This window comes from Pseudomonas sp. NBRC 111123, from assembly GCF_001320205.1.
In the GTDB taxonomy this organism is placed as follows: domain Bacteria; phylum Pseudomonadota; class Gammaproteobacteria; order Pseudomonadales; family Pseudomonadaceae; genus Aquipseudomonas; species Aquipseudomonas putida_J.
Map to the genome: position 1 here is coordinate 55135 of NZ_BCAZ01000011.1, position 23387 is coordinate 78521.

Sequence of the window (23387 nt, forward strand, 5' to 3'; positions counted from 1 at the left end):
ATGGCATTTGATGCGTATATAAAAATCGACGAAATACCAGGTGAGGCCCTGGATGAAAAATATAATAAATGGATTGAGGTTACCGGCTACGAGTTTGGCGTCAGCCAAAGCACCTCAGCCACTGCAAGCTCTGCCGGTGGCGCCACCTCAGGCCGCACCGCCGTCAGCAACTTCAGATTCACCAAGTTTCTCGACAGTGCCAGTTGCAAACTGATGGAAGCCAGTTGTGCCGGCCTGCATCTGAAAGAAGTGAAACTCGCGTTGTGCCGCGCAGGCGGCGACAAGCTCAAGTATTACGAGGTCATTCTCGAAGAAGTGATCATTGCCGACTACACACAGAGCGCTGCCGATGGTGTGCCGATCGAGGTAGTGCAACTCGATTACGGCCGAATCAAGACCACCTATACCCAGCAGAAACGCATCGACGGCTCTGGCGGCGGTAACATCGCTGGCGGCTGGGACCGGATCAGCAACAAGAAGTACGCGTGAGGATAACGCCATGACCAAAGCCCGCGCGTTCATCAACCCCAACATGCAGAACTACCACACACTCAAGGCCGGCCTTGCGCTCAGTGGGCATTCGGCCAGCAAGTTCGACGTCCTGAATTCACACATTTACAACAGCGTGGTCAGAAGCGGCGAACTGGTCATTATCGGCGACTGGTCCACGCCCTCATGCACCAGCCAGGAGGCGTACCTGATGGCAAAGGCTGGCGTAGTACACATGGGGTTGATGCGTAGCGGGCAAGGTGCCGACGAGTTCTTTCTGGAGAATTTCGAGTTGCTCAAAAGTCTGCTTACCCATGCCGCTACAGGCGCAGGCGTGGTCAGCGATGGCTGGAGCAGGCACCTGAAGACGATTCAGGGCACGTTGCTGGAAATTGAAAAGCTGTATCAGGAGCATATGAGTTCAGGGACGCTCAAGGCTCGCGATCAGTTTTATGCCAGGCGCGCGGCGCTGTTCGCCAGGCTGGACGAGCAGTTGAGTAAAATGGCAGCGTTTGGTGCCGGCTTGCGAAACAAAGGATCAATCAAGAGAACGCTTGGTATTTCCACTAAAAGCTATTTGAATTCAGGGGAAATTGCGGGGTATGCGGATAAGGTTGCCGGGGTGGGCAAAGCTGCACGCTTGATCAAGAATGGCAGCTATATCGGCGTAGCACTCGGGGTGGGAGCTACGGGGCTCGAGATTCAGAAGGCCTGTACCTTGGGGAGAGAGGACGAATGCAGCAGAGCGCAGTTCGTCGAGACTACATCTTTGGTTGGTGGTTTAGTAGGCGCTAGCGCTGGAGGTTATGCTGGTGCATATATTGGCCCTGCGGTGTGCGCAGCTCTGGGCATTGCCAGTGCCGGGACAGGTGCACTTGCTTGTGCGGTTGTTGGAGGTGCCATAGGAGGAAAATATGCAGGTGAGTACGGCGGAGAAAAGGGCAAATCCTTCGGTGATTTTCTATATCGAGAAAGCCTGAAGTGAACGCCGCCATGGATCCGGGAATAGTAGGATTTTTAATAATTACCCCCATGGCACTCACATTCATAGCCCAGTGCTACGCTGCTCATAAATACACAGAGATTTTTGAGTCATCCTTACCAAACTGCAAATACATCATAGATAACAGAAACATCTACAAGCACGCCGGCCTGCCAGGAAAATTAATACGCACTGGTTCCATATCGGTAGTATTGGCAATCCCCAAACTTTTCATATGGCGAGGACTCGTTAACGCGGAGGAGATCAAGGCTTTCCCCGCAAAGCACCGACGCATTCTTCTTTGTCTGCTGGCCCTGCATATGACGCTACTATCAGCGCTTGTACTTTCCCACTTCCTGTTTCCAGCTCAATGACCGAATCCACGGGGCGATCTACACCACCGAACCTCTTACCTACCCCGCTGTCCGACCTAGCACCACCAAGCTGTAAACCACGACCTTCGCAGGTGGGTTTGCCCCCGCGCTTGTGTCATCATGCTCCGACCGCCGGTTAGTCTTTTTAAGCCTCTCTATGAACAGACCCTACGCATTGCTGCTTGCCTTCGCCCTGCTCCAGGGCTGCCAGAGCCTGGCCCCGCAAAAGGCCGAGCCTCCTGCCGCCGAGGCCGAGGCAAAGAAGCCCGAGGTGTATGGGTCGTTCACGCAGGACACCCTTTATAGCCTGCTGGTGGCCGAGCTGGCCGGCCAGCGCAACCGCTTCGACATCGCCCTGGCCAACTACGCCGACCAGGCCGAGAAGACCCAGGACCCGGGCGTCTCCGAGCGCGCCTACCGAATTGCCGAGTACCTCGGCGCCGACGAGCCGGCCCTCGACAGCGCCCTGATCTGGGCCAAGAACGACCCGGAGAACCTCGACGCCCAGCGCGCCGCCGCCATCCAGCTGGCCCGAGCCGGTCGCTACGACGACTCCATGACTTATATGGAGAAGGTGCTGCAGGGCCAGGGTGACACCCACTTCGACTTCCTCGCCTTGTCGGCCGCCGAAACCGACCAGAGCACGCGCGACGGCCTGATGCAGAGCTTCGACCGCCTGCTGGTCAAATACCCGGACAACAGCCAGCTGGTGTTCGGCAAGGCGCTGCTGCTGAATCAGGACGGCAAGTCCCAGGAAGCCCTCGACCTGCTCGAGGCGCACCCGGCGCAGAATGGCGAAATCGCCCCGATCCTGTTGCGCGCCCGCCTGCTCCAGGCCCTGGACCGCGGCCCTGAGGCGCTGCCGCTGCTGCGTGGGGCGATCCGTGACAACCCGGATGACAAGCGCCTGCGCCTGACCTATGCGCGCACCTTGGTCGAACAGGACCGCATGGCCGATGCCAAAGCCGAATTCCTCAGCCTGGTTCAGCAGTACCCGGATGACGATGAGTCGCGTTACTCGCTGGCCCTGGTGTGCCTGGAGATGAAAGACTGGGACGAAGCCGAGGTCTACCTGCGCGAGCTGATCGAGCGCGACAGCAACGTCGACGCCGCCCACCTGAACCTGGGCCGCATCGCCGAAGAACGCCACGATCCGGCAGGTGCCCTGCGCGAATATGCCCTGGTCGGCACTGGCCCGGACTACCTGCCGGCCCAATTGCGCCAGGCTGACATCCTCATTGCCAACGGCCGCGGCGCCGAAGCATCGCGCCTGCTCGCCGAAGCCCGCGAAACGCAGCCGGACCTGGCCGTGCAGCTGTACCTGATCGAATCGGAAAGCTACAGCAACAATAACAAGGACGCCCAGGCTGACCAGGTGCTGCAACAAGCCCTCAAGCATTACCCGGACGACCTCAACCTGCTTTATACCCGCGCCATGCTGGCCGAAAAGCGCGATGACCTGCCGCTGATGGAAAAAGACTTGCGCGCCATCATCGCCCGCGAGCCCGAAAACGCCATGGCGCTGAACGCCCTCGGCTACACGCTGGCCGATCGCACCACCCGCTACAGCGAAGCCAAGGTCCTGATCGACAAAGCCCACCAGCTGACCCCGGACGACCCGGCCGTACTCGACAGCATGGGCTGGATCAACTACCGGCTTGGCAACCTCGCCGAGGCTGAAAACTACCTGCGCCAAGCCTTTGCCCGCTTCCCCGACCATGAAGTGGCTGCCCACCTGGGCGAAGTCCTGTGGGCCAACGGCAAGCGCCGCGAGGCCCGACAAGTCTGGGCCAAGGGCTTCGAAGCCCAGGCCGACAGCCCTATCCTGCGCAAGACCCTCCTGCGCCTGACCGGATCCGAGACTCTTTAACGCCATGTTCCTGCGCCATTGCATCACCTTTACCCTGATCGCCCTGCTGGCCGGTTGCGCCGGCTTCGGGAGCCGCGAAGCCCTGCAGGGCCACGGCGACCCGCAGCAGTGGCGCGCCCATAAAGAGCAGTTGAGCAGCCTCGACGGCTGGCAGATCAACGGCAAGGTCGGCATCCGTGCCCCGCGCGATTCCGGCAGCGGCACGCTGTTCTGGCTGCAACGCCAGGATTATTACGACATCCGCCTGGCCGGCCCGCTCGGCCGCGGCGCTGCTCGCCTGACCGGCCGCCCCGGTGGCGTGGTGCTGGAAGTGGCCAACCAGGGCCGCTATGAAGCCGCAAGCCCCGAAGCCCTGCTGGAAGAACAGCTCGGCTGGCAGCTGCCGGTCTCGCACCTGGTCTGGTGGGTGCGCGGCCTGCCCGCCCCCGACAGCAAGAGCAAGCTGACCCTGGACGGCGACAGCCGCCTGGCCAGCCTCGAGCAGGACGGCTGGCAGGTGCAGTACCTGAGCTACACCGAGCAGAACGGCTACTGGCTACCCGAACGCCTGAAACTGCATGGCAAGGATCTCGACGTGACCCTGGTGGTCAAGGACTGGCAGCCGCGCCAGCTGGGGCACTGATCCCATGCGCACGCTCACCCTGCCCGCCCCGGCCAAGCTCAACCTGTGGCTGCACATCATCGGCCGCCGTCCCGACGGCTACCACGAGCTGGAAACCGTGTTCCAGTTTCTCGACCATGGCGACGAACTGAGCTTCGCCCTGCGCGAGGACGGCGTGATCCGCCTGCACACTGAAATCGAAGCGGTGCCCCACGACAGCAACCTGATCGTACGCGCTGCGCGTAAATTGCAGGAACAGTCCGGCACGCAACTGGGCGCCGATATCTGGCTGACCAAGGTGCTGCCCATGGGTGGCGGCATCGGCGGCGGCAGCTCCGATGCGGCGACCACCCTGCTGGCACTGGCGCACCTGTGGCAGCTGGACTGGGACGAGGACCGCCTGGCCGCGCTTGGCCTGAGCCTGGGTGCCGACGTGCCGGTGTTCGTCCGTGGCCACGCGGCATTTGCCCAGGGTGTGGGCGAGCAACTGACCCCGGTCTCCCCCGACGAACCTTGGTATGTCGTGCTGGTGCCGCAAGTGTCTGTCAGCACAGTAGAAATTTTTTCACATCCACAGTTGACACGTGATTCGCTCCCCCTTAAGATGCGCCCCGTTCCCGAGGGAAACAGTCGAAATGACTGCCAACCGGTGGTAGAGCAGAGTTACCCAGAAGTTCGCAACGCGCTGAATTCATTGGGTAAATTCACAGAGGCTCGACTTACCGGTACTGGAAGTTGTGTGTTTGGGGCCTTCCCAAGCAAAGCCGAAGCTGATAAAGTTCTGGCCCTTCTTTCAGTGACCCAAACAGGGTTTGTGGCGAAAGGAAGCAATGTTTCGATGTTGCATCGCAAGCTGCAAAGTCTGGTCAAGAAGTCGAGCACATAAGTGTTCGCAGCAACAGATACAGGGGCGTCGCCAAGCGGTAAGGCAGCAGGTTTTGATCCTGCCATGCGTTGGTTCGAATCCAGCCGCCCCTGCCATTTTCCTTATACTCATCCAGGTATACCCTCAGCCTTCAGGTACTGCGCGTGTCCAAGATGATGGTCTTTACGGGGAACGCTAACCCCGATCTGGCTCGGCGTGTCGTACGTCAGCTGCATATCCCTCTCGGTGACGTCTCTGTCGGTAAATTCTCCGACGGTGAGATCAGTACTGAGATCAATGAAAATGTCCGCGGTAAAGACGTCTTCATTATTCAGCCGACCTGTGCCCCGACCAACGATAACCTGATGGAACTGGTAGTGATGGCCGATGCCTTCCGCCGCTCCTCAGCATCCCGAATCACCGCCGTGATTCCCTACTTCGGATATGCCCGCCAGGACCGCCGTCCGCGTTCGGCACGTGTAGCCATCAGCGCCAAAGTCGTCGCTGACATGCTCACTGTCGTGGGTATCGACCGTGTTCTCACCGTCGACCTGCACGCTGACCAGATCCAAGGCTTCTTCGATATCCCAGTCGACAACATCTACGGTTCGCCCGTACTGGTCGACGACATCGAAGACCAGCGTTTCGAGAACCTGATGATCGTTTCCCCGGACATCGGTGGCGTTGTGCGCGCACGCGCCGTTGCCAAGTCCCTGGGCGTCGATCTCGGTATCATCGACAAACGCCGCGAAAAGGCTAACCACTCCGAGGTTATGCACATCATCGGCGACGTCGAAGGGCGCACCTGCATCCTGGTAGACGACATGGTCGACACCGCCGGCACCCTGTGCCACGCGGCCAAAGCCCTGAAAGAACACGGCGCTGCCAAGGTTTACGCCTATTGCACGCACCCTGTCCTGTCGGGCCGTGCGATCGAGAACATCGAGAAGTCGGTACTGGACGAGCTGGTAGTGACCAACACCGTTCCGCTGTCCGCCGCTGCTCAAGCCTGTGACCGTATCCGCCAGCTGGATATCGCACCGGTTGTCGCTGAAGCGGTCCGCCGCATCAGCAACGAAGAATCGATCAGCGCGATGTTCCGCTAAGCGGAACGCGTGTTGATGTGAAGCGCCCCGCCCCAGCATTTGTTGGGGCGGGGCTTTTTTGCCATCCCCGTCTGGCGCTGGTCGCAAACGCCTTTCGGGAGGCTATTTTGGAGAAGCAAAATGACTGATTTCATCCTGAACGCCCAAGCGCGTACTGACCTGGGGAAAGGTGCGAGCCGCCGCCTGCGTCACTCCGCCAACATCCCAGCCGTTGTATACGGTGGCGATAAAGAAGCCCAATCCCTGACCATCGTGGCCAAGGAAATCGCCAAGCTGTTCGAAAACGAAGCTGCCTTCAGCCACGTTATCGAGCTGAACGTCGACGGCGCCAAGCAGAACGTCGTGGTCAAGGCCATGCAGCGTCACCCAGCCAAAGGCTTCATCATGCACGCCGACTTCGTTCGCGTCGTTGCTGGCCAGAAGCTGACCGCTGTTGTTCCAGTGCACTTCATCAACGAAGAAGCACCGGTCAAGAAAGGCGGCGAGATCTCGCACGTTGAATCGCAGATCGAAGTTTCCTGCGAAGCCAAAGACCTGCCTGAGTTCATCGAAGTCGACCTGGCCAACGCCGAAATCGGCACCATCATCCACCTGTCGGACCTGAAAGCTCCGAAAGGCGTAGAGTTCGTCGCTCTGGCCCACGGTGATGACAAAGCTGTTGCCAACGTTCACGCTCCGCGCGTTTCCGCCGAAGCTGCTGAAGAAGGCGCTGCCGAGTAATCCACTCGCACGCCGGTGTTGATCGGGTTACAGTGCGCCCCGCGCCCTGTAACCCACCAACTCCAAGGAAGAGCCCCTGACGTGACCGCCATCCAGTTGATCGTTGGCCTGGGTAACCCCGGCCCCGAATACGAACAGACCCGGCATAACGCAGGGGCTCTTTTCGTTGAACGCATTGCCAGCGCCCAGCGTGTATCGCTGACCGCTGACAAAAAATATTTCGGCCTGACGGCTAAATTCAGCCATCAGGGCAACGACGTTCGTTTGTTGATCCCCACCACCTACATGAACCGTAGCGGCCAGGCCGTGGCGGCATTGGCCAATTTCTTCCGCATCAAGCCGGAAGCGATTTTGGTGGCGCACGACGAACTCGACCTGCCTCCGGGCGTTGCCAAGCTCAAGCGCGGCGGCGGCCATGGGGGGCACAACGGCCTGCGCGACATCATCGCGCAGCTCGGCAACCAGAACGACTTCCACCGCCTGCGGCTTGGCATCGGCCACCCGGGTGACGCCAAACTGGTCTCCAACTTCGTCCTGGGCCGCGCGCCGCGCGCCGAGCAGGAGAAGCTCGACGCCAGCATCGATTTTGCCCTCGGCGTGCTGCCGGACGTACTGGCCGGCGACTTCGCCAAGGCCATGCGCGAGCTGCACAGCCAGAAGGCCTGATTTCCTAGAGAGGGGAATACCCATGGGTTTCAATTGCGGCATCGTCGGCCTGCCCAACGTCGGCAAGTCCACCCTGTTCAACGCCCTGACCAAGTCCGGCATCGCGGCGGAGAACTTCCCTTTCTGCACCATCGAGCCGAACAGCGGCATCGTGCCGATGCCCGATGCGCGCCTGGCGGCGCTGGCGGAAATCGTCAAGCCTAACCGCATCCTGCCGACCACCATGGAATTCGTCGACATCGCAGGCCTGGTGGCCGGTGCGTCGAAAGGCGAAGGCCTGGGCAACAAGTTCCTCGCCAACATCCGCGAGACCGACGCCATCGCCCACGTGGTGCGCTGCTTCGAAGACGAGAACGTGATCCACGTTTCCAACAGCGTCGACCCCAAGCGTGACATCGAGATCATTGACCTTGAGCTGATCTTCGCCGACCTCGACAGCTGCGAGAAGCAACTGCAGAAGGTTGCCCGTAATGCCAAGGGCGGCGACAAGGACGCCCTGGCGCAGAAGGCCATCCTGGAAAAGCTGATTCCGCACTTCACCGAAGGCAAGCCTGCGCGCAGCCTGATGAAGAACATGGCAGACGACGAAAAGGCCGTCATCCGTGGCTTCCACCTGCTGACCAGCAAGCCAGTGATGTACATCGCCAACGTCGCCGAAGACGGCTTCGAAAATAACCCGCACCTGGACGTGGTCAAGGCCATCGCCGAGGAAGAGGGCGCGGTCGTGGTGCCGGTGTGCAACAAGATCGAAGCAGAAATCGCCGAGCTGGATGACGGCGAAGAGAAGGACATGTTCCTCGAGGCCCTTGGCCTGGAAGAGCCTGGCCTGAACCGCGTGATCCGTGCCGGTTACGAGCTGCTCAACCTGCAGACCTACTTCACTGCGGGCGTGCAGGAAGTGCGCGCCTGGACCGTACGCGTTGGCGCCACCGCCCCGCAGGCGGCCGGCGTTATCCACACCGACTTCGAAAAAGGCTTCATCCGCGCTGAAGTGGTGGCCTATGACGACTTCATCCAGTTCAAGGGTGAAGGCGGTGCCAAGGAAGCCGGTAAATGGCGCCTGGAAGGCAAGGACTACATCGTCAAAGACGGTGATGTGATGCACTTCCGCTTCAACGTCTAAGCGGCAGTTCACAGTACTGACAAACCCCTTGATGCCTATGGCTTCAAGGGGTTTTGTTTTATGGGGCACACATGCCTTTCCACAATCTCTGGCATCAAGGCCAGGTGATCTCCCCCGCTTCCCGGCTCAGTACCAAATCTGCCAACGCCCTCCCCATCTGCACGTTATGCACGCTATTCACCAGCATGCCGATGCCCGGCTCGCCGGCATTGCCGCAGATGTATTCGTCGAGGGTGTCTTCAATTCCGCGCAGCAACTGAATGACATAGAGCAATGCCTCGGGTGAGGGCATGTCTTTGTTGATGGTGTAGAACGGCTGGGATGTAACTTTGGCGGGTGGATCTGGAACAAGTTTTTTCATGATTTCTCTCTCGTTTGTTTGCATGGGCTGCCTTCCCTTTCCCTCTCACAGGATTAGGTGGCAGCTGTACGCGGGGTGAGAGACCGGCCAAACAAGAGCGAAAACCGGCCAGGCACGGGGCCTGCCCGCGCACAGCTACCATGACGACAATCTCTTGCTTGTGAGCGGGCTCTCACACCCGGTCGTCAAACTTCGACGACCCGGGGAAATTAGCCCTGATGCTCAACATCGACAACAGAGAAACGGCAGCGGCGTGCGTAGGATAATTCCCAAGCTATCTTCAACAGAAGCATTTGGTTTCAAGTTCGGAATTGTCTTACACCTGAGGGATTGCCGGGGCTGCGTTGCAGCCCCCTGGCTCTGGAGCCCGCACCATGCACGAACTCCCGCCGCGCCGATGCTTCGACTGGCAACGCTGGCTCCCCGGCCTGGCCACCCTGCTGCACTACCAGCCCGCCTGGCTGCCCAAAGACATCGCGGCCGGCCTGGTGCTCACCACCATGCTGGTGCCAGTCGGCATCGCCTACGCCGAAGCGTCCGGGGTACCGGGCATCTATGGCTTGTATGCCACCATCATTCCGCTGCTGGCCTATGCCCTGTTCGGCCCCAGCCGCATCCTGGTACTCGGCCCGGACTCGGCACTGGCCGCACCCATCCTGGCAGTCGTGGTGCAATACGCCGCCAGCGACCCGCAGCGCGCGATTGCCATCGCAAGCCTCATGGCCCTGGTGGCCGGCGCCTTCTGCGTGATCGCCGGGCTGCTGCGCCTGGGCTTCATCACCGAGCTGTTGTCCAAACCGATCCGCTACGGCTACATGAACGGCATCGCCCTCACTGTGCTGATCAGCCAGCTGCCCAAGCTGTTCGGCCTCAAGGTCGACAGCCAGGGGCCCTTGCGTGACCTCTGGCACCTTGGCCAGGCAGTGTTCGCAGGCCATGGGCACTGGCCAAGCTTCATCGTCGGGGCCAGCAGCCTGGTGCTGATCCTGCTGCTCAAACCCTTCAAGCGCATCCCCGGCATCCTGATCGCCGTGGTGCTGGCAACCTTGGCGGTGAGCCTGTTCAACCTCGACCAGATGGGCGTCAAAGTGCTCGGCCAGTTGCCCCAGGGCCTGCCCAGCTTCGCCTTGCCGTGGGTCACCGACATCGACCTGGTCGAAGTGGTACTGGGCGGGATCGCCGTGGCGCTGGTGTCGTTCGCCGACACCAGTGTGCTGTCACGCTCCTATGCCGCGCGGCTGAAAACACCCGTCAACCCCAACCAGGAAATGTTCGGTTTGGGTGTGGCCAACCTGGCCTCCGGCTTGTTCCAGGGCATCCCGATCAGCAGCAGCTCGTCGCGCACGCCGGTGGCCGAGGCGGCCGGCTCGAAAACCCAATTGACCGGCATCATTGGCGCGCTGGCGGTGACCCTGCTGCTGCTGGTCGCCCCCAACCTGATGCAGCACCTGCCCAACAGCGCGCTGGCTGCTGTAGTGATCGCTGCAGCCCTGGGGCTGTTCGAGTTCGCCGACCTCAAGCGCATCTTCCGCATGCAGCAATGGGAGTTCTGGCTGTCGTTCACCTGCTTCGTCGGCGTCGCGGTGTTCGGCGCCATCCCGGGTATCTGCATTGCCGTGGCAGTGTCGGTGATCGAATTCCTGTGGGATGGCTGGCGGCCGCACTACGCGGTACTCGGGCGGGTCGACGGTACCCGTGGTTACCATGACGTGAAACGTTACCCACAGGCACGGCGGATTCCCGGGCTGGTGCTGCTGCGCTGGGATGCGCCGCTGTTCTTCGCCAATGCCGAGCAGTTCCAGGGCACGGTGCTGGCGGCAGTGGACGAATCACCCACGCCAGTGCAGCGGCTGGTGATTGCGGCGGAACCGGTCACCAGCATCGATATCACATCGGCGGACATGCTCGCCGAGCTGGATCGGGCGCTGGAGGCGCGTGGGGTGGAGCTGCAGTTTGCCGAGATGAAGGACCCGGTGAAGGACAAGATGAAGCGCTTCGAGCTGTTCGAGCCTTTGGGCGAGAAGGCATTCCACCCAACAGTCGGTGCTGCGGTGGATGCCTATCTGGCGGATACCGGGGTTGACTGGAAGCCTTGAGTAGCCAGTGCTGGCCTCTTCGCGGGTAAACCGGCTCCCACAGGGATAGGGTGACCCCTTGGGCGACGCTGTACCTGTGGGAGCGGGTTTACCCGCGAAAGGGCCGGTGCAGGCGTGCTAGGCCGCCCGAACCCGACGCCGGTCGATCCAGATCAGCATGGCGCTGGCGTAGAGCGACACTGCCACGAACAGTGCCATACGCACGGCAAAGGCCTTGTACACATCCTGCCCGCCGGCACTGTCCTGCACCGACTGCCCGAGCAGGATCAGCAGGGTCGTCAGGCAGCTCACCCAATACGCCGGGCTTTGCTTCGTGTCCACTGCACGGTAGAGCCTGCGCGCCTGCCAAAGGACGAACAGCAGCACCCAGAGGAAGAACATCCACAGGTGTACGAACAGGCTCAACGCCCCCCACAACAGCATCGCCAGCACCCCGGCCAGCAAGGTCGAGCCAATCAGTTCACGGCTGGCATGCCGCGCCCGTGTCTCCCCCGCCTGCTGCCCCAGGCTCACCGCCTTCATGATCAGCGGCATGAACTGATCCGGGACGATCAGCGCCAGCAGAAACGCCGGCATGACGATGAGCGTGGCGCGCAGGGCAACCCAACCGACATCCGCGCTGTCGGGCAGAGGTGGCGAAGGCTGTACCGGCGCGCCGGCAGGTTCCGGAAACAGCACATGGGCCAGCGCCGTGCCCAGCACCGCCAGCAGCATGCCCTTGGCCAGGGCCTCGACCACCGACAGCGCCAGGCTGAAATCGCTGGTGCCGGCTGCCGCGATCATGGTCAGGCCGATCACCAGCAGGTTGGCCAGCAAGCCATTGCCGCCCTTGAGCGCATAGCGCAAGACCAGGAATACCCCCACGCCGACCAGCAGTACCCCGCTCACCGGGGCATGGCGCAACAGCGGAATCAGCAGCAGCCCGCTGCCGCAGCAGAGCAATACCAGAATCGCCAGTGCAGGCGCCGCCTTGACTGGCAGCGGCTGGCTGCGCATGGCCAGCAGCAGCACCGCGAACACCGGCGCCAGGATCGGCACCGGCAGGCCCAGGCCGAAACTGCTCGCCAGGCACAGCGCCACGCCCCAGGCCAGGCGCAGCGCGCGCAGGCGACGCAGCTCAATAGGCATACGACAGCCAGCTCATCAGCCACATGAACACGCGGCCCAGCAGGTTCAACGGGTTGCCTTCGTTGGGCAGGGCCATGACTTCGGCCTGGCCACCCACGCGCAAGCCGGAGGTGTCGGCCAGCTGATCACGCTCGAGCTCGACGATCACCGGGAAGCGCTGCGCCGAGCGCAGCCAGTCGCGGCTGTTCTGCACGGTCGGCAGGCTGCCTGGCGGCGCGGGCTGGCCGACGCTCACGCCATAGCCGATGCTGCGGACCTGCCCTTTCAGCACGGTGCCGGGCATGGCGTCGAGCACCACCAGCACCGGCGCACCGGGGCGCAGGCGGCCGAGGTTGTTCTCGGTCATGTCGGCACTTATCCACACGTCGTGGATAGTGATCAGGGTCATCATCGGGCTACCTGCACCGACGTAGTGGCCTACGTCGGTGCGCAGATCGGTAATCAAGCCGTTGGCATCGGCGCGCACCACGGTACGCGCCAGGTCCAGACGGGCTTTTTCCACGTTGGCTGCCGCGCTGCGCAGTTGCGCGTTGTCGGCATCGGCACCGCCCTGCTGCTCGCGGGCCCGCACCACTTCGGCGCGGGCGGCCGCCACCTGGCTGATGGCCTGATCACGGGTGGCCTGCGCCCCTTCCAGGCGGCGGACCGATACCGTGCCCGGGTCCTCGTCGATCAGCCGCTTGAGCCGTTCGGCATCCTGGCGCGCCTTGCGTTCGTGGGCCTGCGCTGCCACCAGTGCGGCCTGGGCCGAGTCGATGCCTGCGGTACTGGCGCCGATCTGCCGGCGCACGGTATCCAGGTCGGCTTCGGCGCGGGCCAGGGCAATACGGTACTGCTCCTGGTCGAGCTCGAACAGCACATCGCCCTGGCGCACTTCCTGGTTGTTGCCCACGGCCACACGCTTGATCTGCCCGGCCACTTCGGCGGCCACCGGCACCACGTAGGCCTGTAGCCGGGCTTGTTGGGTGTAGGGCGTGAAACGGTCAGCCAGCAGGTACCAGACCAGGCTGACGACGATCAGGATCAACACCCAGCGCATGCCGCGGTCGGGGGCTGACGGCGTGTCTGCGGCGTCACTCATTTCGGCTCACCTTGTGCGGGGTCGGCGGGGGCCGGCTCGTCGAGCAGGTCGCCCCAATCGGTTCGGTTTTGCATCTGCTGGCGGGTGGCCCGGTCGATCGGTTTGCGCTGGTTGTCCCAGCCGCCGCCCAGCGCCTTGTACAAGCTCACCAGGCTGCTCACCGCATTGCCACGGCTGACCAGGTAGCCGTCCTGCTGCTGCAACAGCAGCTGCTGGGCGTCGAGCACACGCTGGAAGTCGGCAAAGCCTTCCTGGTACTGCGAACTGGCCAGGGCCAGCGAACGCTGGGCGGCCTGCGAAGCATCCTGGCGAATGCTTGCGCTCTGCAGCGAACGCACCAGGCCGCTGGCAGCGTCGTCGGCCTCGTGTGCGGCTTCGCGCACGCTTTGCTGATACAGCTCGATCAGTTGCTGCAGGCGGGCGTCCTCGACCCGCACGGCGTTCTTGCGCCGGCCATAGTCGAACGGGTTCCAGATCAGGCTCGGCCCGGCAGCCAGGTCGAAGGTGTTGGGCAGATGATTGGCCGACAAGAACGTCCAGCCGATGCTGCCGAGCAGGCTCAACTGTGGATAAAGGTCTGCCTCGGCCACCCCTACCAGCGCCGATTGCGCCGCCACCGCCTGCTCGGCGGCGCGGATGTCCGGGCGACGTTGCAACAGGCTGGCAGGCACGTCCTGCAACACTGCGCGGTCCGGCAGCGGCAACTGCCCGTGGCGCGCCGCAAGCTCGGGCAGCGGCCCCGGCGGCCTGCCAAGCAGCGAACAGAGCACGTTGCGCAAGGCATTGAGCTGGTTCTCGAACTCGGGGATGGTGGCCAGGGTCGCCAGGTACTGGGTACGCGCCTGCTGCCAGTCGAGTTCGTCGTTCTCGCCGTGACGGAACAGCCGCTCGGTGATCTCCAGGCTGCGCGCCTGGCGCTTGGCGTTGTCTTGCGCAATATCCAGCCGCGCCTCAGCCGTGCGCAGGGCGAAGTAGGTATCAGCCACCTGCGCACGCAGCAGCAGCATCGCATCGGCGTAGTTGGCCTGGGAGGCGAAATAGACCGCATCGGCGCTTTCGATGGCGCGGCTGAAACGGCCCCAGAAGTCGATTTCCCAGCCGATATCGAAGCCTGCACTGGATTGCCAGAACACCGAGTCCCGGGCAGTGGACGTGCCAGACTGGTCCTGCTTCAGGTACAGACTCTGCGCACGCAGCTGCTGCAGCTGTGGGTAACGCCCGGTCTGCACGATGGCCAGCTGCGCCCTGGCCTCGGCGATGCGCAGGCCGGCCACGCGCAGGTTGGTGTTGTTGGCATCGGCTTCGGCGATCAGCCCTTCGAGCGTCGGGTCGGCGAAGATCAGCCACCACTGGCGCAGGTCCGGTGCCGGGGCGGAGCGCCCGGCCTGCTCAAGCACTGGCGTGCTCCAGCTGTCCAGCCATGGCTCCTGAGGCTTCTTGAAGTCCGGGCCGACCTGGGTGCAGCCGGCCAGGACCATCAGCAACCCCAGGCCATAGCAACGATTGGGCATGGCGGGCCCTGGCTCAGGTGGCAGGTGGTGCCGGCTGCTCCGGCACCTGCAGCGCGACCCATTGCCAGAACAGCACGTAGGTCACGCCGAGGATCACCGGGCCGATGAACAGCCCGATGATGCCCTTGACCACCATGCCCCCCAACGCCCCGATCAGCACCACCGGCATCGGTACATCCACCCCGCGCCCCAGCAGCAGTGGCTTGAGCACGTTGTCGGCAAGCCCGCCGACGAAGGTGTAGATGGCGAAGACGATGGTCGCCACGGTGAAGCCCTCGACATTGAACACGTAGATGATCACCGGCAGCGTGACCAAGGTCGCCGGGGCCTGGGCAATCCCCAGCATGAGGATGACGATGGCCAGCATGCCGGCACCTGGCACACCCTTGACCACGAAACCGACACCGATCAGCAGCATCTGGATGAAGGCGATGCCGATCACCCCTTGGGCAACGGCGCGAATGGTCGCGGTGCACAGCCTTGCAAGCGGTTTGCCACGCTCTTCGCCGGAGACCCGCATGGCAATGCGCTGCGCGGCGACCTCGCCACGCTCACCAAACGCCATGATGATGCCCGAGACGATAATCGCCCCGACAAACAGCAGGAACGCACCACCGGCACTGGCCGCAGCGCCCAGCACGGTGCGCCCGGCACCCTTCAGCTGGGGCATCCACTGGTTGAGCACATGTGCCATGTTTTCCGAGGCCGATAGCCACAGCGCATAGACCTTGGGCCCGATCAGCGGCCAGGCCGCCACCGACTCGGGCGGTGCCGGCACACTCCAGGCGCCGCTCTTGAGCAAGGTCACCATGCTGTCCACCGACTCACCAATGGACATCACCACCAGGTAGATCGGTACCAGCAATACGATCAGCACCAACAGCACCACCAGGGTTGCCGCATAACCGTCTTTGATGCCAGTGCCGCGCTTGATCCGCAAGTACAACGGATACAGGGTCACCGCCAGAATCACCGACCACAGCATCAGCTCCAGGAACGGCTGGAAAACCTGGAAGGAGAAAACCACCAAAGCGGCCACCAGGCCCGCCTTGATCAGCACGTCGAGCAGGCCCCGCGACAGGACGCTGTCCAGCTTCAAACCCGGCTGCATGTTTCACCTCCGAACGTTAGGCGCGCCCTCATGGCGCTAATCGGTGCCTGCTCCAGGTGTCGGCTGCGGGCTGTTGCCATCTCTCAATTGCCGCGCCAATGCCATCATCACCAATGGCACCACTGCCATCGACAGGGTGATGGCGAGCACCAGCAGGTCGTGCACCTGCTGGGTCAGCACCTGATGCCCCAGCGCCAGCTTGAACACCACGAAGGCAAATTCACCGCCGGACGCCAGCACCACCGCCAGGCACAGTGCCTGGGCGTGGTCAAGGCCACCCACCGTACGCCCGAGCACCAGCAGCAGCGGCAGCTTGACCACCACCAGCAGCAACGTCAGCCCCAGCACGATCAAGGGCATGCCGAACAGCAACTGCAAGTCGGCGCTCATGCCGACGCCAACGAAAAACAGCCCAAGGAGCAGGCCCTTGATCGGTTCGATCTGGGTTTCCAGTTCATGACGAAAGGGCGAATCGGCCATCAGCACACCGGCAAGGAAGGCCCCCAGTGCCATGGACACCCCCACGTGCTCCATCAACCAGGCAGTGCCCAGCACCACCAGCAAGGCCGTGGCGGTAGACAGCTCGGGCAAGCCCGAGCCGACCGTCCATTTGAAAACCGGGGTCAACAGATAGCGGCCAAAGACAATCACCACACCAATACCGCCCGCCACTGCCAGCAGCGGCCAGGAGCCTTCGTCGGCGGTGCTCACATCGCCACCGAGCAACGGCACCACGGCAATCAGCGGAATGGCGGCAATGTCCTGGAACAGCAGGAGGGCGATGGCCAGGCGACCGTGCGGCTTGCCCAGGTCCTTGCGCTCGGCCAGCACCTGCAGGCCAAAAGCCGTCGATGACAGCGCCAGCCCAAGGCCAAGCACGATGGCTGCCGCTTTCGACTGGCCAAACAGAAAGGAGGCCAACAGGCTCAGTACCACGGCAGTCAGCCCCACCTGCAACGACCCCACGCCGAACAGCGCCCTGCGCATGGTCCACAGCCGCCGTGGCGACAGCTCCAGGCCGATGACGAACAGGAGCATGACCACGCCCATTTCCGACAGGCGGGCAACGTTGTCGGGGTTGCCCAGCAGGCCCAGCACCGACGGCCCGATCAGGATGCCAGCCAGCAGATAGCCGGGCACCGCGCCCATTTTCAAACGTTGCGCCAGTGGCACCAGAAGCACCACGGCCAGCAGGAACACTACCGTGGCCTGCAGCAGGCTGCCGTCATGAGGCATCAGTTCGCACCCTTGCTACGCACCGCCGGAAGGGATCAGAAGCGTTCTTCGATCACTTTGAAGGGATAGGCCACAGCCTTGTATTTGCCGATCTTGCCGCGCTTGGGCAGCTTCACTACCTGTTCGCGGGTGATGTCCTTGTAGGGGATGCGCGACAGCATGTGGCTGACGATATTCAGCCGGGCGCGCCGCTTGTCGTTGGAATGCGCCATGAACCACGGCGCCCAGGACGAATCCGAGGCGGCGAACATGTCGTCGCGGGCGCGGGTGTAGTCATCCCAGCGGGTGTATGACTTGAGGTCCATGGGCGACAGCTTCCACAGCTTGCGCCCGTCGCTGATACGGTCCTGCAGGCGCCGGGTCTGCTCTTCGGCGCTGACTTCCAGCCAGTACTTGATGAGGATGATCCCCGACTCGACCATCATCTTCTCGAACAGCGGCACCACGGCGAGGAACTTGGCGCTCTGCTCTTCGCTGCAGAAGCCCATCACCCGCTCGACACCGGCGCGGTTGTACCAGCTGCGGTCGAAGATCACCACTTCGCCCGCGGCAGGCAGGTGGCGCAGGTAGCGTTGCACGTACATCTGGGTCTTTTCCCGCTCGGTCGGTGCCGGCAGCGCCACCACGCGGAACACCCGTGGGCTGACCCGCTCGGTGATGGCCTTGATGGTGCCGCCCTTGCCGGCACCATCGCGGCCTTCGAACACGACGCAGACCTTCAGGCCCTTGGCCACGACCCACTCCTGCAGCTTCACGAGCTCCACGTGCAGCTTCCTGAGCGCGTGCTCATACGTTTTGCCGCCCAGCTTTTCTGGCTGCTCCTTCGAATCCTTCTTCTTGGACGGCTTGGCCATAGCGCTCTCCTGAGGGCGAATGAAAAGTCAGTATGGTCGATCCATGACAATTTGCCGTTTCGCCTGTTAGGCAAGTTGCCGCGCCCTGACGCCCTTACTTCGCCAGCTTGTTGTAGCTGGTCATCAGGTTGCGATAGTCCGGGATGTGGTTGGAGAACAGTGTGCCCAGGCCTTCGATATCGTTGCGCCAGTCACGGTGCAGCTCGCAGGCCACGCCGAACCAGGTCATCAGCTGGGCACCGGCTGCCTCCATGCGTCGCCAGGCCGAATCGCGGGTCAGTTCGTTGAAGGTGCCGGAAGCGTCGGTGACCACGAACACCTCGAAGCCCTCCTCCAGCGCAGACAATGCCGGGAAGGCCACGCAGACCTCGGTGACCACCCCGGCGATCAGCAACTGCTTCTTGCCGGTGGCCTTCACTGCCTTCACGAAGTCCTCGTTGTCCCAGGCGTTGATGTTGCCAGGGCGGGCGATGTAGGGGGCGTCGGGGAACTGCTCCTTGAGCTCCGGTACCAGTGGGCCGTTGGGGCCGGTCTCGAAGCTGGTGGTAAGGATGGTCGGCAGCTTGAAGTATTTGGCCAGGTCAGAGAGCGCCAGGACGTTGTTCTTGAAACGGTCCGGGTCGATGTCGCGGACCAGTGAAAGCAGGCCGGTCTGGTGATCGACCAGCAGGACGGCGGCGTTGTTCTTGTCCAGTCGCTTGTATTGGAAGGCCATGCCGAATCTCCTTGCAACAAAGGTTGGGAGCTTCAGCGTAGGCAAGTATCAGGGGCTGATGGGACCGTCAGTCGGTTTGGCTGGGCAAGCCTGTGCTGGCCTTTTCGCGGGTAAACCCGCTCCCACAGGAGTTTCACCGGGCTTGAGTATGATGCAGTACTTGTGGGAGCGGGTTTACCCGCTCCCACAGGAGTTTCACCGGGCTTGAGTATGGTGCAGCACTTGTGGGAGCGGGTTTACCCGCGAAGAGGCCAGCACAGGCTCAATACTCGCGCCGCTTGCTGAACGCCCAGCGCCCCGCCAGGAAGGTGAAGGTCGCCACCAGCGCCACCAGCAGCCAGAAGCCGTTCGGGTCGCCCGAGAGCGGCACGCCGCCGACGTTCATGCCGAAGAAGCCAGCGATGATGTTGATCGGTAGCGCCAACACGGTGACCACGGTCAGGGTGAACAGGGTGCGGGATACAAGTTGCAGTTCGATGATACTTGGGCTCGCCTTGGGCCTTGTTGCGCCTGTGAGATCGAGCGCCGCCCGCGCGGCGCATCGCGGATAAATCCGCTCCTACATTTTTTGCAACGTGCCAAACCTGTCAGGCCGTGGTTGCCTGTCTTGTGTTCTGGGATTCACTTCAGAGATTTCTGAACTAATTATTTTCCGCCTGCGATTTTTTCCCTTGCCCTCCCCCTCCAGAATCGCTTCACCACAATCACAATAACCGTGAGGCCACTCCCGTGGACCAGACACTCCAGGTACGGCAGGCCGCCGCCGACCTCGTCGCCGCCTTTGCCAGCAACGACAGCGCCCGCTACTTCGCCTGCTTCAGCGAAGACGCCACCTTCCTTTTCCACACCTTGCCGCAACCCCTGCTGTCCCGCCGTGCCTATGAAGACCTCTGGGCCCAATGGCAGGCCGAAGGCTTTGCCGTGCTCGGCTGTGAGTCCAGCAACGGGCAGGTGAGCCTGCAGGGTGACGTGGCGATCTTCATGCATGACGTGGCCACGCATATCCGTATTGCCGGCGAGGAGCATCAACTGGCCGAGCGCGAGACCATCGTCTTCCGCCGCCACGGTGAACAATGGCTGGCGTGCCATGAGCACCTGTCGGTCGTCACCGCAGCCTGATCCGAACTTACGCGGCCTTGCCGCACTGCCATCGCACCCACAAGAGGGCTCGCGCACCGCGCCGGGCCTACAACAACCGCGCTGGAGCATCACCATGAGCCACTCGACCGGTATCGAGACCAATGGCGTCGAACAGATCCCCGACGATCAACGCGACGCCTCCCCGCTTGACCTGTTCCGCCTGATCTTCGGCGGTGCCAATACCTTCGCCACTGCCGTGCTGGGCAGCTTCCCGGTGCTGTTCGGGCTGTCGTTCCAGGCCGGGGTCTGGGCGATCCTGCTTGGCGTCGGCGTGGGCGCACTGATCCTCGCACCGATGGGCCTGTTCGGCGCGCTCAACGGCACCAACAACGCGGTGTCGTCAGGCGCGCATTTTGGCGTGCACGGGCGCATCGTCGGCTCGTTCCTGTCGTTGCTCACTGCCGTGGCGTTCTTTTCGCTGTCGGTGTGGAGCTCGGGTGATGCCCTGGTCGGCGGCGCCAAGCGCTTGGCCGGGCTGCCGGAAACCGACCTGACCCTGGGCCTGGCCTACGGCCTGTTCGCGGTGCTGGTGCTGGTGGTATGCATCTTCGGCTTCCGCTTCATGCTGTGGGTCAACAAGATCGCCGTGTGGGCGTCGAGCCTGCTGTTCCTGCTGGGTATCTTCGCCTTCGCCGGGCCGTTCGATGCGGGCTTCGCCGGTAGCGTCAACCTGAGCCAGCCAGGCTTCTGGGCGGCATTCGTCGGCGCCGCGATCCTGGCCATGAGCAACCCGGTGTCGTTCGGTGCCTTCCTCGGCGACTGGTCGCGCTACATTCCGCGGCAAACGCCGAAGTCGCGCATCATGCTGGCGGTGATCGCCGCCCAGGTGGCCACGCTGATCCCGTTCCTGTTCGGCCTGTGCACCGCCACCCTGGTGGCCACCCAGGCACCCGACTACATCGCCGCCAACAACTATGTCGGCGGCCTGCTGGCAGTAGCGCCGAGCTGGTTCTTCCTGCCGGTGTGCCTGATTGCGGTGATCGGCGGCATGTCCACCGGCACTACCGCGCTGTATGGCACCGGCCTGGACATGTCCAGCGTGTTCCCGCGCCTGCTCAGCCGCGCGGGCGCCACCTTGCTGATCGGCGTGCTGGCGATCGGCTTCATCTTCATCGGCCGCTTCACCTTCAACCTGGTGCAGAGCGTGTCGACCTTCGCCGTGCTGATCATCACCTGCACCAGCCCATGGATGGTGATCATGATCCTCGGCCTGATCACCCGTCGCGGCTTCTACCACGCCGACGACCTGCAAGTGTTCACCCGCGGCCAGCGTGGCGGCCACTACTGGTTCCTGCATGGCTGGAACTGGCGCGGCATGGGCGCGTGGATCCCCAGCGCGATGGTCGGCCTGTGCTTCGTCAACCTGCCGGGGCAGTTCGTCGGCCCGCTGGGCGACCTGGCCGGCGGCATCGACCTGAGCCTGCCGGTAACCCTGGGCCTGGCCGGCGTGCTGTACCTGCTGCTGCTCAACCTTTTCCCTGAACCTGCTGGCGTGTATGGCCCCAATGGCCCGCGCTGGGTGCGCTGCAAAAGCGACCCACGCACGCCGGTGACCACCGCCGAATTGGCCTGACTGGATACCGACCATGACCACTTCCCACTACATTGCCGGCCGCTGGGTCGAAGGCCAGGGCAGCGACTGCATCAGCGTCAGCGAACCTGCGCTGGGCCTGCCCTTCGCCGAACTGATGGCCGCCAGCGTGGCCCAGGTCGACCAGGCTGTGGCCGCTGCTCGCGAAGCCCTGCCAACCTGGAAACAGGTCAGCGCCAGCACTCGCGCAGCCTTCCTGCGCGGCTTTGCCGAACAGCTCGGTCAACGCCGTGAAGCCTTGATCACGCTGCAGATGCGCAACAACGGCAAGCCGCGTCACGAGGCCGAAATCGACCTGGATGACGCGATCGCCACCTTCGCCTACTACGCCGACCTGGCCGAACAACTGCCGTCGAAAAACCGCGACGTACCATTGGCTGCGCCCGGTTTCACTGCGCGCACCCGCCTGGAGCCGGTGGGTGTGGTCGGCCTGATCGTGCCCTGGAACTTCCCGCTGGTGACCAGCGCCTGGAAGCTGGCCCCGGCGCTGGCGGCCGGTTGCACCGTGGTGCTCAAACCGTCGGAAGTGACCCCGCTGATCGAGCAGACCTACGGCCAGATCGCCGACACCCTGGGCCTGCCGGCTGGCGTGCTGAACATCGTCAACGGCAAGGCTGAAACGGGCGCCGCGTTGAGCAGCCACAACGGCCTCGACAAGCTGTCGTTCACTGGCAGCAACAACGTCGGCAGCCAGGTAATGCGCAGTGCGTCGGCACAGTGCCGGCCGGTGACCCTGGAGCTTGGTGGCAAATCGGCGATCGTGGTGTTCGACGATTGCGACCCGGACCAGGCGGTGGAATGGATCGTTGCCGGTATCAGCTGGAACGCCGGACAGATGTGCTCGGCCACCTCGCGCCTGCTGGTGCAGGACGGCATCGCCGATGCGCTGCTGCCGCGCTTGCAGGCGGCACTGGAAAAGCTGCGGGTCGGTAACCCGCTGACCGAAGAGGTCGACATGGGGCCGCTGACCAGCCAGGCGCAGTGGTTGAAGGTTGCCAGCTACTTCGCGACGGCTCGCGAAGAAGGCCTGCAGTGCCTGGCGGGCGGGCAGGCGCTGGATCGTGAGGGGTGGTTCGTGAGCCCGACGCTGTATGCCGATGTGCCCAAGAACAGCCGCCTGTGGACCGAGGAAATCTTTGGCCCGGTGCTGTGCGCACGTCGCTTCAGCACCGAAGCGCAGGCAATTGCCGAGGCCAACGACAGCCGTTTCGGGCTGGTCGCCACGGTATGCTCCGCCGACCTGGAGCGCGCCGAGCGCGTGGCCGATGCGCTTGAGGTCGGGCATGTGTGGATCAACTCGGTGCAGGCGGTGTTCGTCGAGACTTCGTGGGGCGGCACCAAGGGCAGCGGGATTGGCCGTGAGCTAGGGCCTTGGGGGTTGTCGGCTTACCAGTCGGTGAAGCATGTGACCCGGTGTTTGGGATGATGGCCTAGGGGTGTGAGCCGCGCCGTCTTTGGCGCCAATGAGATCGAGCGCCACCGGCGCGGCGGTCGATCTCATAGGCGCTGGATCTCTCACGGCGAACACATGATGGCCCTCACCCAATCCCAAGCCAGCCTAACCGAGCCCTCGCCCGACGCCCTGCTGTACGTTTCCCAGTGACTGCGCGGCATCGAAGACACGCTGGACGAATACATCTGCGGCAATGCTGGCGAGCCTGGCATCGGGATGTTGGTGAACACCGTGCACACCCTGCAAATGGCCAGGGCGCTGAATGAGCGGGTCCTGGGCCGGGATGCCGGAGCAATCACAGGGTGCTGGCGCTG

At 63.0% G+C, this 23387-nt stretch carries 21 protein-coding genes, 1 tRNA gene and 1 pseudogene; 14 read left to right on the plus strand and 9 right to left on the minus strand.

The features are described 5' to 3' along the window. From APH27_RS08400 to ychF, 10 genes are all read left to right on the plus strand, one after another. The gene (locus APH27_RS08400; protein ID WP_027918304.1) at positions 1–489 is read left to right on the plus strand and encodes a type VI secretion system tube protein Hcp; all 489 of its coding nucleotides are present in this window, start codon (positions 1–3) and stop codon (positions 487–489) included. 10 nt (positions 490–499) lie between these two features. Then, positions 500–1474 carry a hypothetical protein gene (locus APH27_RS08405; RefSeq protein ID WP_060484539.1) on the plus strand — a complete coding sequence of 325 codons (975 nt, stop codon included), beginning with the start codon at positions 500–502 and terminating at the stop codon, positions 1472–1474. Positions 1475–2002: 528 nt separating this feature from the next. Next, positions 2003–3715, plus strand: coding sequence for a tetratricopeptide repeat protein (locus tag APH27_RS08410; RefSeq protein WP_027918302.1), 1713 nt, complete (start codon positions 2003–2005; stop codon positions 3713–3715). Between the two features lie 4 nt (positions 3716–3719). Next, the gene (gene lolB, locus APH27_RS08415; RefSeq protein WP_027918301.1) at positions 3720–4337 is read left to right on the plus strand and encodes a lipoprotein insertase outer membrane protein LolB; all 618 of its coding nucleotides are present in this window, start codon (positions 3720–3722) and stop codon (positions 4335–4337) included. Between the two features lie 4 nt (positions 4338–4341). Next, entirely contained in the window at positions 4342–5202 is an 861-nt protein-coding gene (gene ispE, locus APH27_RS08420; protein WP_060484540.1) for a 4-(cytidine 5'-diphospho)-2-C-methyl-D-erythritol kinase, read from the plus strand. A 20-nt stretch (positions 5203–5222) separates the two neighbouring features. Then, positions 5223–5297: transfer RNA gene (locus APH27_RS08425), tRNA-Gln, on the plus strand. Positions 5298–5345: 48 nt separating this feature from the next. Continuing rightward, positions 5346–6287, plus strand: a complete 942-nt coding sequence (locus tag APH27_RS08430) for a ribose-phosphate pyrophosphokinase (RefSeq protein ID WP_003247410.1) — start codon at positions 5346–5348, stop codon at positions 6285–6287. A gap of 120 nt (positions 6288–6407) precedes the next feature. Beyond that, a complete protein-coding gene (locus APH27_RS08435) occupies positions 6408–7007 on the plus strand; it encodes a 50S ribosomal protein L25/general stress protein Ctc (RefSeq protein WP_060484541.1) in 600 nt (199 codons plus the stop codon). 81 nt (positions 7008–7088) lie between these two features. Then, positions 7089–7673 carry an aminoacyl-tRNA hydrolase gene (pth, locus tag APH27_RS08440; protein ID WP_009686183.1) on the plus strand — a complete coding sequence of 195 codons (585 nt, stop codon included), beginning with the start codon at positions 7089–7091 and terminating at the stop codon, positions 7671–7673. A gap of 22 nt (positions 7674–7695) precedes the next feature. Next, positions 7696–8796: a redox-regulated ATPase YchF gene (gene ychF / locus APH27_RS08445; protein WP_027918298.1), complete on the plus strand. Its 1101-nt coding sequence runs from the start codon at positions 7696–7698 to the stop codon at positions 8794–8796. Positions 8797–8890: 94 nt separating this feature from the next. Here the strand turns inward: ychF and APH27_RS08450 are convergent, their stop codons facing one another. Beyond that, positions 8891–9181 (minus strand): hypothetical protein, encoded by a 291-nt coding sequence (locus APH27_RS08450; RefSeq protein ID WP_256250567.1) that lies wholly within the window; start codon positions 9179–9181, stop codon positions 8891–8893. A gap of 350 nt (positions 9182–9531) precedes the next feature. Here APH27_RS08450 and APH27_RS08455 point away from each other — a divergent pair, with 350 nt between their 5' ends. After that, positions 9532–11253: a SulP family inorganic anion transporter gene (locus APH27_RS08455; protein WP_060484542.1), complete on the plus strand. Its 1722-nt coding sequence runs from the start codon at positions 9532–9534 to the stop codon at positions 11251–11253. A 117-nt stretch (positions 11254–11370) separates the two neighbouring features. Here APH27_RS08455 and APH27_RS08460 read toward each other — a convergent pair whose 3' ends face one another. The 8 genes and pseudogenes from APH27_RS08460 to APH27_RS25765 all read right to left on the minus strand — a co-directional run. Then, on the minus strand, positions 11371–12381 hold the full coding sequence (locus APH27_RS08460; RefSeq protein ID WP_060484543.1) for a DUF2955 domain-containing protein: 1011 nt from the start codon (positions 12379–12381) through the stop codon (positions 11371–11373). Continuing rightward, positions 12371–13462, minus strand: coding sequence for an HlyD family secretion protein (locus tag APH27_RS08465; RefSeq protein WP_060484544.1), 1092 nt, complete (start codon positions 13460–13462; stop codon positions 12371–12373). The genes APH27_RS08460 and APH27_RS08465 overlap by 11 nt, the downstream gene beginning before the upstream one ends. Further along, a complete protein-coding gene (locus tag APH27_RS08470) occupies positions 13459–14973 on the minus strand; it encodes an efflux transporter outer membrane subunit (RefSeq protein ID WP_027918293.1) in 1515 nt (504 codons plus the stop codon). Before APH27_RS08470 ends, APH27_RS08465 begins: the two co-directional genes overlap by 4 nt. 13 nt (positions 14974–14986) lie before the next feature. Further along, the gene (locus APH27_RS08475; protein WP_027918292.1) at positions 14987–16084 is read right to left on the minus strand and encodes an AI-2E family transporter; all 1098 of its coding nucleotides are present in this window, start codon (positions 16082–16084) and stop codon (positions 14987–14989) included. A 36-nt stretch (positions 16085–16120) separates the two neighbouring features. Continuing rightward, positions 16121–17320, minus strand: a complete 1200-nt coding sequence (locus APH27_RS08480) for a monovalent cation:proton antiporter-2 (CPA2) family protein (RefSeq protein WP_027918291.1) — start codon at positions 17318–17320, stop codon at positions 16121–16123. A 35-nt stretch (positions 17321–17355) separates the two neighbouring features. Beyond that, the gene (ppk2, locus tag APH27_RS08485; protein WP_060484545.1) at positions 17356–18174 is read right to left on the minus strand and encodes a polyphosphate kinase 2; all 819 of its coding nucleotides are present in this window, start codon (positions 18172–18174) and stop codon (positions 17356–17358) included. 94 nt (positions 18175–18268) lie between these two features. Next, a complete protein-coding gene (ycaC, locus tag APH27_RS08490) occupies positions 18269–18889 on the minus strand; it encodes an isochorismate family cysteine hydrolase YcaC (RefSeq protein WP_010951959.1) in 621 nt (206 codons plus the stop codon). A gap of 262 nt (positions 18890–19151) precedes the next feature. Continuing rightward, a pseudogene (locus APH27_RS25765) lies at positions 19152–19349 on the minus strand (CorA family divalent cation transporter); the annotation flags it as partial. Positions 19350–19618: 269 nt separating this feature from the next. Here APH27_RS25765 and APH27_RS08495 point away from each other — a divergent pair. The 3 genes from APH27_RS08495 to APH27_RS08505 all read left to right on the plus strand — a co-directional run bounded on the left by APH27_RS08495 (position 19619) and on the right by APH27_RS08505 (position 23046). Beyond that, positions 19619–20008, plus strand: a complete 390-nt coding sequence (locus APH27_RS08495; RefSeq protein WP_060484546.1) for a nuclear transport factor 2 family protein — start codon at positions 19619–19621, stop codon at positions 20006–20008. Positions 20009–20102: 94 nt separating this feature from the next. Next, on the plus strand, positions 20103–21602 hold the full coding sequence (locus APH27_RS08500; protein ID WP_060484547.1) for a cytosine permease: 1500 nt from the start codon (positions 20103–20105) through the stop codon (positions 21600–21602). Positions 21603–21615: 13 nt separating this feature from the next. Beyond that, a complete protein-coding gene (locus APH27_RS08505) occupies positions 21616–23046 on the plus strand; it encodes an aldehyde dehydrogenase family protein (RefSeq protein ID WP_060484548.1) in 1431 nt (476 codons plus the stop codon). Positions 23047–23387 lie beyond the last annotated feature (341 nt).